This window comes from Sulfitobacter sp. CB2047 (assembly GCF_000735125.2).
Lineage (GTDB): Bacteria > Pseudomonadota > Alphaproteobacteria > Rhodobacterales > Rhodobacteraceae > Sulfitobacter > Sulfitobacter pontiacus.
The window spans coordinates 2218567-2231071 of record NZ_CP072613.1 but is presented as its reverse complement, the minus strand read 5'-3'; the positions used below and the strand labels follow the sequence as shown (position 1 = coordinate 2231071).

14 protein-coding genes are annotated in these 12505 nt (G+C 63.2%); 12 read left to right on the top strand and 2 right to left on the bottom strand.

What is annotated here, in order from left to right:
- Positions 1-140 precede the first annotated feature (140 nt).
- The 3 genes from IV89_RS11085 (at position 141) to der (ending at position 3814) form a co-directional block, all read left to right on the top strand.
- On the top strand, positions 141-854 hold the full coding sequence (locus IV89_RS11085; protein WP_037943935.1) for a tetratricopeptide repeat protein: 714 nt from the start codon (positions 141-143) through the stop codon (positions 852-854).
- 114 nt (positions 855-968) lie between these two features.
- Positions 969-2288: a PQQ-like beta-propeller repeat protein gene (locus tag IV89_RS11080; RefSeq protein WP_051843992.1), complete on the top strand. Its 1320-nt coding sequence runs from the start codon at positions 969-971 to the stop codon at positions 2286-2288.
- Between the two features lie 50 nt (positions 2289-2338).
- The gene (der, locus tag IV89_RS11075) at positions 2339-3814 is read left to right on the top strand and encodes a ribosome biogenesis GTPase Der (RefSeq protein WP_037943938.1); all 1476 of its coding nucleotides are present in this window, start codon (positions 2339-2341) and stop codon (positions 3812-3814) included.
- Positions 3815-3863: 49 nt separating this feature from the next.
- Here the strand turns inward: der and IV89_RS11070 are convergent, their stop codons facing one another.
- Positions 3864-4571, bottom strand: coding sequence for a tryptophan-rich sensory protein (locus IV89_RS11070; protein WP_037943939.1), 708 nt, complete (start codon positions 4569-4571; stop codon positions 3864-3866).
- 59 nt (positions 4572-4630) lie between these two features.
- Entirely contained in the window at positions 4631-5923 is a 1293-nt protein-coding gene (serS, locus tag IV89_RS11065) for a serine--tRNA ligase (protein ID WP_037943940.1), read from the bottom strand.
- A 264-nt stretch (positions 5924-6187) separates the two neighbouring features.
- Between serS and yajC the strand changes: the two genes are divergently transcribed.
- From yajC to IV89_RS11020, 9 genes are all read left to right on the top strand, one after another.
- Complete coding sequence (gene yajC, locus IV89_RS11060) at positions 6188-6466, top strand: preprotein translocase subunit YajC (RefSeq protein ID WP_005852640.1); 279 nt, start codon at positions 6188-6190, stop codon at positions 6464-6466.
- A 36-nt stretch (positions 6467-6502) separates the two neighbouring features.
- Entirely contained in the window at positions 6503-8152 is a 1650-nt protein-coding gene (gene secD, locus IV89_RS11055) for a protein translocase subunit SecD (protein WP_037943942.1), read from the top strand.
- Positions 8153-8163: 11 nt separating this feature from the next.
- On the top strand, positions 8164-9132 hold the full coding sequence (secF, locus tag IV89_RS11050; protein WP_037943943.1) for a protein translocase subunit SecF: 969 nt from the start codon (positions 8164-8166) through the stop codon (positions 9130-9132).
- A gap of 167 nt (positions 9133-9299) precedes the next feature.
- The gene (locus IV89_RS11045) at positions 9300-9653 is read left to right on the top strand and encodes an Mth938-like domain-containing protein (RefSeq protein WP_005852646.1); all 354 of its coding nucleotides are present in this window, start codon (positions 9300-9302) and stop codon (positions 9651-9653) included.
- 1 nt (position 9654) lies between these two features.
- A complete protein-coding gene (gene ccmA / locus IV89_RS11040; RefSeq protein ID WP_037943944.1) occupies positions 9655-10272 on the top strand; it encodes a heme ABC exporter ATP-binding protein CcmA in 618 nt (205 codons plus the stop codon).
- The gene (ccmB, locus tag IV89_RS11035) at positions 10269-10925 is read left to right on the top strand and encodes a heme exporter protein CcmB (RefSeq protein ID WP_009826659.1); all 657 of its coding nucleotides are present in this window, start codon (positions 10269-10271) and stop codon (positions 10923-10925) included. Before ccmA ends, ccmB begins: the two co-directional genes overlap by 4 nt.
- A gap of 52 nt (positions 10926-10977) precedes the next feature.
- Complete coding sequence (locus IV89_RS11030; RefSeq protein WP_037943945.1) at positions 10978-11712, top strand: heme ABC transporter permease; 735 nt, start codon at positions 10978-10980, stop codon at positions 11710-11712.
- Positions 11709-11861 carry a heme exporter protein CcmD gene (ccmD, locus tag IV89_RS11025; RefSeq protein WP_009826661.1) on the top strand — a complete coding sequence of 51 codons (153 nt, stop codon included), beginning with the start codon at positions 11709-11711 and terminating at the stop codon, positions 11859-11861. Before IV89_RS11030 ends, ccmD begins: the two co-directional genes overlap by 4 nt.
- A complete protein-coding gene (locus IV89_RS11020; RefSeq protein WP_037943946.1) occupies positions 11854-12393 on the top strand; it encodes a DsbE family thiol:disulfide interchange protein in 540 nt (179 codons plus the stop codon). The genes ccmD and IV89_RS11020 overlap by 8 nt, the downstream gene beginning before the upstream one ends.
- Positions 12394-12505 lie beyond the last annotated feature (112 nt).

Sequence of the window (12505 nt, the reverse complement as noted above, 5' to 3'; positions counted from 1 at the left end):
CTGCATAGTTCACTATTGAAAAAACTTGCGACATGCGACCTTGTGAACAACGCGTGGGTCACTTGCTGTGCAGCCAAGCCCTTGGCAGCCCCGCAGCCGCAGGTTAAGAGGGGCGTTAAATCAGGCGGGACGGGTACCACATGAGCGATACAGACAGTTTCATCGACGAAGTAAACGAAGAGGTCCGCCGCGACCGGTTCTACTTTATGCTCAAGCGCTATGGCTGGATTGCGGTGCTGGCCGTGATCCTGCTGGTCGGTGGGGCCGCGTGGAACGAATACCAGAAAGCGCAGGCCCGCGCAGAGGCGGAAACCCTTGGCGACGCGATGTTTGCAGCGCTTTCCGCTGAAGATACAGCCGCCCGCGCTGCCGCCTTTGAAAAAATCGAGGCCACAAACCCCCGCGCCGGTGCCATGCTGGGCTTGCTGACCGCCGCCGAACAAGCCGAAGCAGGCGAGACCGACGCCGCCGTCGCCACCTTGAACGGCATCGGGCTGGATGCGGATGTGCCCGCGATCTACCGCGAAATCGCCCAGTTCAAGGCGATTACCCTGCAAGGATCGGATATGCCCGCCAATGAACGCCGTCTGGCGTTGGAAAATCTGGCGCAGCCGGGCAGCAGCCTGCGCTTGCTGGCGCAAGAACAACTGGCCATGATCGACATCGAAGAAGACGCCCCCGAGGCGGCGATCGAACGGTATCAGGGGATCCTGAACGACGCGGATGTGACCTCGGACTTGCAACAACGCGCCCTTCAGGTGATTGTCGCCTTGGGGGGGGATCCGCAAATGGGTACCGCAGCCCCCGCGCCGCAAACGGACACCGTGCCGGCGCTGGATGCAGACAATAACTAATCCTGCCTGAACCCTTCAGGTGACACGGACTTAAAGAGCAAAGCGAGCAGGGCCATGACCATTCTCCACAGCATCTCCTTGAAACCCACGTCGACGCGCCGTGCCTCACTTGGGATGGGGGCGGTGGTGGCATCGCTGCTGCTGTCGGCCTGCGCCGAACCAGAGGTGATCCTGCCCGGCGTGCGCGAGGATGTGCGATCGGTCCTGCAAGGCAGCGACGGCTTTGCAGCCCCCGCCGATGCGCCGGTGCCAGCCAATACAACACGCGCGATTTCACTGCCCGCGGCGACTACAAACGCAAGCTGGTCGCAAAGCCCCGGCACGCCAAGCACCCGCGTCAGCCACCCCGCGCTTGGTGCGGCCCCGCAGCTTGCGTGGTCCGCCTCTATCGGGAAGGGCGACAGCCGCAAGCAACGCATCACCGCGACGCCTGTCGTGTCGGGCGGACGTGTGTTTACCATCGATTCCGGCGCGACGGTCACCGCGACCTCTGCCACATCGGGGGCGACCCTCTGGACCCGTGACCTGACGCCGCAAAGCGACGGGCAGGGGGATGCGACGGGCGGCGGCTTGGCCGTTGATGGCAACACAGTCTATGTCTCGCTCGGCTTCGGGTCGGTCACGGCGCTGGATGTCGACAGTGGCGGCACGCGCTGGACGCAGGATATCGACGGCACCGGATCGGGGGCCCCGACAGTCTTTGGCGATATGGTCTACTTCACCTCCGGCGACGATACCGGCTGGGCGCTGGACAAATCCAATGGCCGCGTGCAATGGCAGACCGGATCGACCAGCAGTATCAACAATGTGCTTGGCGCACCGGCCCCCGCCGTGGGATCGCAGATCGCCGTGCTGGCCTTTGGCTCGGGCGAGGTGCAAGGGCTCTTCCGTCAGGGCGGGCTGGATCGTTGGAACACGTCGGTCGTGGGCAAACGCCCGGGGCGCGCGCTGGCCAATATCTCTGACGTGACAAGCGCGCCGGTGATCTCGGGCGATACCGTTTACGTGGGCAACCAGTCGGGCCGTCTGGCGGCGCTGAGCCTTGGCGGCGGCGAACGCCAGTGGACCGCGCGCGAAGGCGCGATCGGCCCCGTTTGGCCCGCAGGCGACAGCGTCTTTGTCGTGACCGACCTGAACGAGCTGGTGCGTCTGGATGCCAGCACCGGCACCCGCATCTGGGGCACACCGCTGCCGAATTTCGTCAAGGACAAGCCCAAGCGCCAGTCCGAGGTCTTTGGCAACTACGGCCCCATCCTTGCAGGTGGCCGCGTGATCGTGGCCTCTAGCGATGGCACGCTGCGCAGCTTTGACCCTACCAATGGCGCGCTGGTTGCACAGGTGACGATCCCCGGCGGGGCGACCACTGCGCCGGTCGTGGCGGGGGGCGTTCTTTACGTCGTATCCGCGAAAGGGCAATTGCACGCTTTCCGTTAGGCCGCAAATAGGCTAAGCGGCGGGCTTGACCTAGTCTTCGGAGCCGTTCCATGTCTTTCACCCTCGCCATTGTGGGCCGTCCCAACGTCGGGAAATCCACGCTGTTCAACCGTCTGGTCGGTAAAAAGCTGGCGTTGGTCGATGATCAGCCCGGTGTGACGCGCGATCTGCGCGAAGGCGCGGCGCGGCTTGCCGACCTGCGATTCACTGTGGTGGATACCGCCGGACTTGAAGAAGTCACCGACGACAGTTTGCAGGGCCGGATGCGCCGCCTGACCGAACGTGCCGTGGATATGGCGGACATCTGCCTGTTCATGATCGACGCCCGCGTGGGGGTCACGCCGTCCGATCTGGTCTTTGCCGATATCCTGCGCAAGAAATCCGCCCATGTCATTCTGGCCGCCAACAAGGCAGAGGGCAAAGCCGCCGACGCCGGTGTGATCGAGGCCTACAGCCTTGGCCTTGGCGAACCGATCCGCCTGTCTGCCGAACACGGCGAGGGGCTGAACGATCTTTACACCCATCTGATGCCGATCGCTGACGGTTTCGCCGAGCGGGCGCAAACCGATGCGCCGGAAACAGATGTGGACCTGACCGAGGAAGAAGCCGAACTGGGCGACGAAGAGGCACCCGTGCCCGTCCCCACCAAGACCAAGCCCTTGCAGGTGGCCGTCGTAGGGCGTCCGAACGCGGGTAAATCCACCCTGATCAACCAGATTATGGGCGAGGATCGCTTGCTCACCGGACCAGAGGCGGGGATCACCCGTGATGCGATTTCGCTGCAGACCGACTGGTTCGACGTGCCCATGCGGATCTTTGACACCGCCGGGATGCGTAAACGCGCCAAGGTGCAGGAAAAGCTCGAAAAGCTGAGCGTCAGCGACGGTTTGCGTGCGGTGAAATTCGCCGAGGTTGTGGTGGTTCTGCTGGATGCGGATATTCCGTTTGAACAGCAAGACCTGCGCATCGCCGATCTGGCCGAACGCGAAGGCCGCGCCGTTGTGGTCGCGGTGAACAAATGGGACCTTGAGACCGACAAACAGGGCAAGTTGAAAGACCTGCGTGAAAGCTTTGAACGGCTTCTGCCCCAGCTCAAGGGCGCGCCTTTGGTGACCGTTTCGGCCAAGACCGGGCGCGGGATGGACCGTTTGCACAACGCGATCATGCGCGCCTATGAGGTCTGGAACCGCCGTGTCACCACGGCACAGCTCAACCGCTGGCTGTCTGGGATGATGGAGGCGCACCCGCCCCCCGCGCCGCAGGGCAAGCGTATCAAGCTGCGCTATATGACCCAAGCCAAGACCCGCCCGCCGGGGTTCGTGGTCATGTGCAGCCACCCCGATAAGGTGCCGGAAAGCTATAACCGCTATCTTGTCAACGGGTTACGGATCGACTTTGACATGCCGGGCACGCCGATCCGCCTGTGGATGCGCGGCCAGTCTGACGCCAACCCCTATAAGGGGCGCAAAAAAGCGAAGCCGTCGAAGCTGCGCAAACATACCGACGGGCACCGCAAGGACCGCTAGAAGTTGCAAAAATCGGGACCGGAGTTTTCAAAACTCCGGTTCTTTGCATTTAACCGCGCCGCCATGACCGGTAGGTGGGCAGGATCAACGCAATGGTGCCCCCCGCGGCCAGCGCCGCAACGGTCGGGGCCGTCGCGACATTCGCCACCACCACAGCGACCAGCGCCCAGATCACCCCGATCCCATAGGTCGGCGCGCGCATCAGCGACGATTGCACCCCCGCTGCAATCACAATCGCCAGCCCGACAAAGACCAGCCCCGCGGTTGGCCCGCTCATCCAACCATAGCCGGCCGCCAGCAGCCCCAAAGACACGCAGGAGGCCGCGCTCAGCCAGCCCGCATAAAGCCCCACGGGCAGGGCGGCAAAGCCGCGGTCCTCACGCGGGGCGCGGAACAACGCGTAAAGCGCCGACACCAGCATCACCCAGATCAACACCGACGCCCAGATCGGGCTGGCCACGGCCACGGCAAGCCAGAAACAGCCCACAAACAGCGACAGCGCAAGCGGCAGACGCATGTCGTGCCAAAGGTAATCCGCGCGGCGTTTCCACAGGCCCCAGCCCATGCCGACGATCAGCCAGACATAGATCATCCCCCAGATCGAGAACGCGTAGCCCGCAGGCTGCACCGGCGGGTTGTCTTGGGGAATGGGGAATTGGTCCGGCGAAAAGCCGTTGAAGCCGGAGACAAAAAAAGGCGACACGGCAAAGCCGATCGCCAGCAGAAAGGTCAGAAGGGCAATAAGGGAACGGGACATCGGGCTACCTTGCGAAAAGTGGTTCCCGCCTCAGATAGCCCGATGATCCCCGCGTTCAATCAGCTGAGCGTGCCGTCGACGGACAAAGTGGTCTTGCCGCCCAGATAGGGGGCCAGCACGTGGGGCAGTTTGACCGACCCATCGGCCTGCTGGCCGTTTTCCAGCACCGCGATCAGGCAGCGCCCGACGGCCAGACCGGAGCCGTTCAACGTGTGCACGAACTGCGGTTTGCCGCCATCTGCGGGTTTGAACCGTGCGTTCATCCGCCGCGCCTGAAAATCCCCCGTGGTCGAGACAGAGCTGATCTCGCGGTAGGCGTTCTGACCGGGGAGCCATGCCTCGATGTCAAAGGTCCGGCGCGCGCCAAAGCCCATGTCACCGGTGCACAGGATCACGGTGCGGTAAGGCACGCCCAGACGTTCCAGCATGTCTTCGGCACAGCGCAGCATACGCTTTTGTTCGTCGTCCGATTGATCGGGGTGGGTGACCGATACCATCTCGACCTTCTCGAACTGGTGCTGGCGCAGCATGCCCGAGGTGTCGCGGCCCGCGCTGCCGGCTTCGGAACGGAAGCACAGGGTGTGGGCGGTCATCCGGCGGGGCAGGGCGGCTTCTTCCAGCACGTCACCGGCGACCGAATAGGTCAGCGTCACTTCGGAGGTGGGGATCAGCCACCAGCCGTTTGTGGTCTGATAGCTGTCGTCGCCGAACTTGGGCAGCTTGTCGGTGCCATACATCGCCTCGTCGCGCACCAGCACGGGGGTCATATGTTCGGTCAGCCCGTTTTCATCGACATGGGTGTCGATCATGAACTGCGCCAGCGCACGGTGAATCCGCGCCACGGCCCCCTTGAGCATCACAAAGCGCGCGCCAGAGGTTTTGGCGGCGGTTTCGAAATCCATTGACGCCGCGACGCTGGCGATCTCGAAATGCTCTTTCGCCTTGAAATCAAACGCCGGCACATCGCCCCAGCGGTTCACTTCGACGTTGTCAGCCTCGTCCGCGCCATCGGGGGCATCATCGGCAGGCAGGTTGGGGATGCGCGCCAGCATGTCGGTCAATTGCGCGTCCAGATCCTTGGCCTCTGCCTGCATGGCGGTAACTTCGGCCTTCTTGTCGCTGACCAATGTGCGCAGACGTTCAAATTCGGCCTCGTCGCCCTTGGCCTTGGCCGCGCCCACCAGTTTGGAGGCCTTGTTCTGCTCGGCCTGCGCGGTTTCCGCTGCTGAAATCTTGGCCCGCCGTGCCTCGTCCAGTGCCAGTACCTGCGCGCTCACAGGGGTGTCGCCGCGCCGTGCGAGGGCCGCGTCGAAAGCATCGGGGTTTTCACGGATGGCTTTGATGTCGTGCATGGGCTGTTCCTTTGTCGTCCGAGTCGCATGATCTGCGTTGCGCGCGTTATGCCCGATTGTGGATCGCGGTGCCAGATGTGGATGCGCCGGGGGGGGATCGCGCCCTTGGATGCTTGCGCAAACAGCTTATTGCAGGCTGCGACACCGGGCGGCGCCATTTCCCCCCGGAACCCACCTTGCAAAGCCCCGCGTCTGACCATAGGTTCCGCCAAACTTAGACGGCAGGCCGTTTGCGGCATGCGCCCAACACAAAGGACGACCTCCATGGAAGCCATTCAGCAATTTGTACCCCTGATCCTGATCTTCGCGATCATGTATTTTCTGCTTATCCGCCCTCAGCAAAAGAAGGTGAAAGAGCATAAGGCAATGGTGGACGGTCTGCGTCGTGGCGATCAAGTGGTCACCGCTGGCGGTCTGATCGGCAAAGTCGTCAAAGTCAAAGATGACGGCGAGCTGGAAGTCGAACTGGCCGACAACGTCAAAGTGCGCGTTGTGCAATCGACCATCGCCACCGTCGTCTCCAAGACCGAACCAGCCAAGTAAGCGCCCCTTCGGGCGTGTCGAGAAAAGGGCAGTACCATGCTTCAGATTGATCTGTGGAAACGGGTGTTGATCATCCTCACCTGTGCCGCTGGCCTGTGGCTGGCGCTGCCCAATGCGTTCTACGGTCCCGTCGAACAGCACAATGATGCGGTCAAGGCGATCAGCGTTGCTGGCGCCACCCCCGAGCTTGAGGCGCAAAAGGCGCTTTGGCCCGAGTGGATGCCGGAACGTCTGGTCAACCTTGGCCTCGATCTGCGCGGCGGGGCCCATTTGCTGGCCGAAGTGAATGTCGAAGACGTGTACGCCAACCGGATGGAAGCCGCCTGGCCCGAGGTCCGCGATGCGTTGCGCTCGATCACGCCGGTCCGCCGCGTTGACGCCCCCAAGGGCGAGCTGCGCGTGCGCATCAACGATGCCTCTGTCATGGCACAAGCTTTAGAGGCGACCCGTGCCTTGGCCCGCCCCGTGCAGTCGCTGACGGGCACAGGGCAAAACGACATCGTGGTAAACGGTGCCAATGACATCATCACCATCACGCTGACCGATGCCGAGAAACAGGCCACGGACGAGCGCACGATGCAGCAGTCGCTGGAAATTATCCGCCGCCGCATCGACGAGGTGGGTACACGCGAACCCACGATCCAGCGTCAGGGTTCGGACCGTATCCTTATTCAGGTGCCCGGTATCGGGTCTGCCGCAGAGCTGAAAGCGATCATCGGGACCACGGCGCAGCTGACGTTCAACCCCGTGGTGAACCGTGGCGCCAATGAAAACGCGGCACCGGGTCTGGGTAATTCGCTTTTGCCCGACGCCGAAGCGCCCGGTGTCTTCTACATCATCGAAACCGCGCCCGTCGTGACCGGCGAACAGCTGGTCGATGCGCAGCCCAGCTTTGACCAGAACGGCCGTCCCGCTGTCAGCTTCCGCTTTGACACCACCGGCGCGCGCAAGTTCGGCACCTACACGGCAGAGAACATCGGCGCGCCTTTCGCCATTGTGCTGGATGACGAGGTCATCAGCGCCCCCACCATCCAAAGCGCGATCCCCGGTGGGTCGGGCATCATCACCGGCAACTTCACGGTCGAGGAATCCACCAATCTGGCCGTCTTGCTGCGGGCAGGGGCCTTGCCTGCGGGTCTGACCTTTGTCGAGGAACGCACCATCGGGCCGGAACTGGGCCAAGACAGCATTGACGCGGGCAAGATCGCGACCAGCGTCGCCTTTGCCGCGGTACTGTTCTTTATGTGGGCCAGCTACGGGCTGTTCGGGCTGTTCGCCAATATCGCGCTGATCATCAACGTCGGCATGATCTTTGGCTTGCTGAGCCTGATTGGTGCCACGCTGACCCTGCCCGGTATCGCGGGGATCGTTCTGACAGTGGGTATGGCGGTTGACGCCAACGTGCTGATCTTTGAACGCATCCGCGAAGAGCTCAAGACCGCCAAGGGACCGGCCCGCGCCATCAGCCTTGGCTATGAACGCGCGCTTAGCGCCATTCTGGACGCCAACATCACCACCTTCATCATTGCGACGATCCTCTTTGTGCTTGGCTCCGGCCCTGTGCGCGGGTTCGCGGTGACGCTGGGGCTTGGCATCGTAACGTCGGTCTTTACGGCGTATTTCGTCACACGTCTGATCGTGGTGTTCTGGTTTGAACGCCGCCGTCCCAAGACAATCACGGTATAGGAACGCGCACCATGCGGCTGAGACTGATCCCCGACGATACGAATATCGACTTCTTCAAACACGCCAGATTGACCTTTGGGGCGTCCTGTGTGGCGGTGCTGCTGGCCTTGGCCGTGTGGTTCACCATGGGTCTGAACTACGGCATCGACTTCCGGGGCGGCACGACCCTGCGCACGCAAAGCGACGCAGCCGTGGACGTAGCGGCCTACCGCACGGCGCTGGAACCGCTGGAGCTTGGCGATGTGTCCATCTCGGAGGTGTTTGACCCTGCCAGCGACAGCACCAAACATGTCGCGATGGTCCGCATCCAGGCCCAGGAGGGCGAAGAGGCCGCATCCCCCGAGATGATCCAGAATGTCGAGGAAGCGTTGAAAACCGTTGCCCCGAACATCGTCTTCACCTCGGTCGAATCTGTTGGCCCCAAAGTGTCGGGCGAGCTGATCCAGACCGCGTTTCTGGCCGTTGCTGCCTCCCTCGGGGCGATCCTGATCTACATCTGGCTCAGGTTCGAATGGCAGTTCTCTGTCGGGGCGGTCGCGGCGCTGTTCCACGATGTGGTGCTGACCATCGGCGTTTTCTCGGCGTTGCAGATCCGGTTCGATCTGGCGGTGATCGCGGCGATCCTGACCATCATCGGCTATTCGATCAACGACACCGTGGTGATCTTTGACCGCCTGCGTGAAAACCTGCGCAAATACAAGAAACGCGACCTGCGCGAGATCATGAACCTCAGCGTTAACGAGACTCTGAGCCGGACCTTGATGACATCGGGCACCACCTTGCTCGCGCTCATCGCGCTGCTGGTTCTGGGCGGCGATGTGATCCGTGGCTTTGTCTTCGCGATTACATGGGGCGTTGTTGTGGGCACCTATTCCTCGGTCTATGTGGCCAAGAACGTCGTGCTGTTTCTGGGCGTCAAACGCGACTGGTCCAAGAAAGACAACAACAATACCGGCCAATACGCCAACATCGACGCGTAATATATTTCGCTGCCAGCAGGGCACGCCCTTGCTGGCAGCACCGTTCCGCGCCCGCATCCGGCGCGACGCTTTGCCCAAAGGGCCCGCCCCATTTCACCGCCAGTTGACCTGTATTGTCCGCGCGTGATCCGCTATGATCGCGCAGCCCCCGCGAGAAGGAGAACATCATGCGTTTGAACGAGGTCGTGTATTCGGATGCCAAACCCGTCGAAGGCTATGGCCCCGGTTTCTTCCGTATTGGCGGCACTGTGTTCGAAGGGCCGGTGATCGCGGGCACCTCTGGGGTTTCTGCGTGGCAGGGCTTTGACGATCACGCACCGCTGCTGGCGCTGGCGGGCAAGATCGACATCCTGTTCATCGGCACCGGGGCCGAGATTGCGCATATCCCGGCCGACCTGCGCAGCACGCTCGAAGATGCGGGCATCGGGGTTGATGTCATGTCGTCCCCCGCCGCGGCGCGGACCTATAACGTCCTGCTCAGCGAAGGCCGTCGCATCGCCTTGGCCATGATCCCCGTCTGATATGACCCTGCGTGTCACCGACCTTGCCGTCGCGCGCGGCGGTGTGCCCGTGCTGGACGGGGTGTCCTTTGCGATTGAACCGGGGGCTGCCTTGATCCTGCGTGGGCCGAACGGGGCGGGCAAGACCACGCTGCTGCGCTGCATCGCGGGGCTGCAACCGCCCTTGTCGGGGCAGATCGACGGGGCAGAGGAAACCATCGCCTACGCCGGGCACGCCGACGGGCTGAAAGCGATGCTCAGCGTGCGCGAAAACCTCACATTCTGGGCACAGGTCTTCGGGCAGCGCGATATCTCTGACGCATTGACCGCCTATGACCTTAAGGCGCTGCAAGACCGGCTGGCAGGCACCTTGTCTGCGGGGCAAAAGCGGCGCTTGGGGCTGGCGCGGTTGATGGTCACGGGGCGGCCCATCTGGGTGCTGGACGAGCCGACCGTGTCGCTGGACGCCGCCGCAGTTGGGCTTTTCGCCGCAGCGGTGACGGCGCATCTGGGGGCCGGCGGCACGGCGCTGATCGCGACACATATCGACCTTGGCCTGAAAGCGCATAGCTTTGACATCACCCCGTTTCGCGCCAAACCATCACGGCGCAGCGGTGCCAGTGACGAGGCTTTCCTGTGATCGCCCTGCTGCGCCGTGACCTGATGCTTGCCTTTCGGGCGGGCGGGGGCTTTGGCCTCGGGCTGGCGTTCTTCCTGATTGTCACCGTACTGGTGCCCTTCTCCGTCGGGCCGCAACCCGATCTGTTGGGGACCATCGCGCCCGGTGTGCTTTGGCTGGGGGCGCTGCTGGCCTGCCTGCTCTCGCTCGACCGGCTGCTTGCGCTGGATTACGAGGATGGCACGCTGGACCTGCTGGCCACGGCACCGCTGCCGCTTGAGGCGGCGTTGAGCGTCAAGGCGCTGTCCCACTGGGTGACGACAGGGCTGCCGCTGGTGCTGGCGGCACCTGTATTGGGGGTGATGTTGAACCTTGCGCCAGCGGGGTATCTGTGGCTGGTGGCCTCGCTGGGTCTGGGCACGCCCGCGCTGTCGGTGATCGGCACCTTTGGCGCGGCGCTGACCGTGGGCATCAAACGCGGCGGGTTGCTGATGTCGCTGCTGGTGCTGCCGCTTTACGTACCGACGCTTATCTTCGGGGCAGAGGCCGCGCGCCGCGGCGCGATGGGGCTGGATGCCACGACCCCTCTGACCCTGCTGGCTGGCATCACCTTTGGCACCATCGCGCTCATGCCCTTCGCCTCTGCCGCGGTGCTGCGGATGACCTTAAGGTGAGTGCGCGCTTTTGACCATTGAGTGCCAGGAAACGGAGCGATAGAACCCCGCCATGTCTTTATGGGAATACGCCAATCCGGTGAAATTTTTAGGCCTCTCGGCCCGCATGCAACCCTATGTCTGGGGGGGGGCGGCGCTGTGTCTGGTGGTCGGTCTGGGCTGGGGCTTTTTCGGCACGCCGGATGATTACCGTCAGGGATCGACGGTCAAGATCATCTACCTGCATGTGCCCGCCGCGCTGATGGCGATCAACGCGTGGTTCATGATGCTGGTGGCCTCGCTGGTCTGGCTGATCCGCCGGCATCACGTCAGCGCCCTCGCGGCCAAGGCGGCGGCCCCTGTGGGCGTCACCATGACAGTGATCGCGCTGATCACCGGTGCGATCTGGGGACAGCCCATGTGGGGGACCTGGTGGGCATGGGATCCACGGCTGACGTCCTTTCTGATCCTGTTCCTCTTCTACCTCGGCTATATCGCCCTGTGGGAAGCGGTCGAGGACCCCGATACCGCTGCAGACCTGACCGCGGTCCTGTGTCTGGTGGGCTCGGTCTTTGCGGTGCTGTCGCGCTATGCGGTCAAGTTCTGGAATCAGGGGCTGCATCAAGGCACCTCTGTCCCGCTGGCCACCGGCGGGCGTACCGTGTCCGATGTGTTTTTCTACCCGCTGCTGATCAGTATGGTCGGCTTTGGCCTGCTGTTTCTGGCACTGGTTCTGTACCGCACAGGGACCGAAATCCGCCTGCGCCGCGCCCGCGCGCTGCTGGCGCGCAGCGAAAGGGGCGCATGATGCCGGAACTTGGGAAATACGCCGCCGAGGTGCTGGCCGCCTATGGGGTGTCGCTGCTGCTGCTGGCGGGGCTGGTGGGGCTGAGCCTGAACAAAGGGCGCAAGGCCCGCGCCACACTTGCTGATATAGAGGCCCGTAAAGATGGCTAAAATCTCTCCGCTCATGATCGCGCCACCGCTGGTCTTCGCCGGTTTCGTGGCGCTTGCCGCCTTTGGCATGTTCCGCCCCGATCCCGAAGGGCTGCCCTCGACGCTGGTAGGGCAGATGGCCCCCGCGCTGCCGGAAAAACCGCTGGAAGGGTTTCCCGCCGCGGCACCGGATGTGCTGACCAATGGCGAGGTGACGCTGGTCAACTTCTGGGCCAGCTGGTGCCCGCCCTGCCGCGCCGAACATCCGCAGCTGCTTGATATGCAGGCGCAGGGGTTGTCGATCATCGGGGTGAACTTCAAAGACACGGTCGGCCCCGCAACCAGCTATCTGACCAATGATGGCAACCCCTTCGAAGGCGTCGCCTTTGACCCGCAGGGGCGCACGGCCATCAACTGGGGCGTCACCGCCCCGCCAGAGACGTTCATCATCGCAGGCGACGGCACGGTTCTGTTCCGCTACGCCGGTCCGCTGGTCGGCAGTGACTACGAACAACGCTTCCTTCCGGCGCTGCAAGACGCTCTGAAGAACTGACAGCCGCTTCCAAATGGCACTAAATCCTCGCCGAAGGCATGGCCCGTAGCGGGCTGCGCCCCGGCAGCGGGCCTATGCGCCACGCCGCCGGTTTCGCACCGGCTGCCCCCCC

Coding starts and splice junctions, on each gene's coding strand:
- IV89_RS11030 (WP_037943945.1), top strand. CDS start 10,978: ATGTCTTTATGGGAATACGCCAATCCGGTGAAATTTTTAGGCCTCTCG.
- yajC (WP_005852640.1), top strand. CDS start 6,188: ATGGAAGCCATTCAGCAATTTGTACCCCTGATCCTGATCTTCGCGATC.
- IV89_RS11085 (WP_037943935.1), top strand. CDS start 141: ATGAGCGATACAGACAGTTTCATCGACGAAGTAAACGAAGAGGTCCGC.
- IV89_RS11080 (WP_051843992.1), top strand. CDS start 969: ATGGGGGCGGTGGTGGCATCGCTGCTGCTGTCGGCCTGCGCCGAACCA.
- IV89_RS11070 (WP_037943939.1), bottom strand. CDS start 4,571: ATGTCCCGTTCCCTTATTGCCCTTCTGACCTTTCTGCTGGCGATCGGC.
- secF (WP_037943943.1), top strand. CDS start 8,164: ATGCGGCTGAGACTGATCCCCGACGATACGAATATCGACTTCTTCAAA.
- der (WP_037943938.1), top strand. CDS start 2,339: ATGTCTTTCACCCTCGCCATTGTGGGCCGTCCCAACGTCGGGAAATCC.
- secD (WP_037943942.1), top strand. CDS start 6,503: ATGCTTCAGATTGATCTGTGGAAACGGGTGTTGATCATCCTCACCTGT.
- ccmA (WP_037943944.1), top strand. CDS start 9,655: ATGACCCTGCGTGTCACCGACCTTGCCGTCGCGCGCGGCGGTGTGCCC.
- serS (WP_037943940.1), bottom strand. CDS start 5,923: ATGCACGACATCAAAGCCATCCGTGAAAACCCCGATGCTTTCGACGCG.
- IV89_RS11020 (WP_037943946.1), top strand. CDS start 11,854: ATGGCTAAAATCTCTCCGCTCATGATCGCGCCACCGCTGGTCTTCGCC.
- ccmD (WP_009826661.1), top strand. CDS start 11,709: ATGATGCCGGAACTTGGGAAATACGCCGCCGAGGTGCTGGCCGCCTAT.
- IV89_RS11045 (WP_005852646.1), top strand. CDS start 9,300: ATGCGTTTGAACGAGGTCGTGTATTCGGATGCCAAACCCGTCGAAGGC.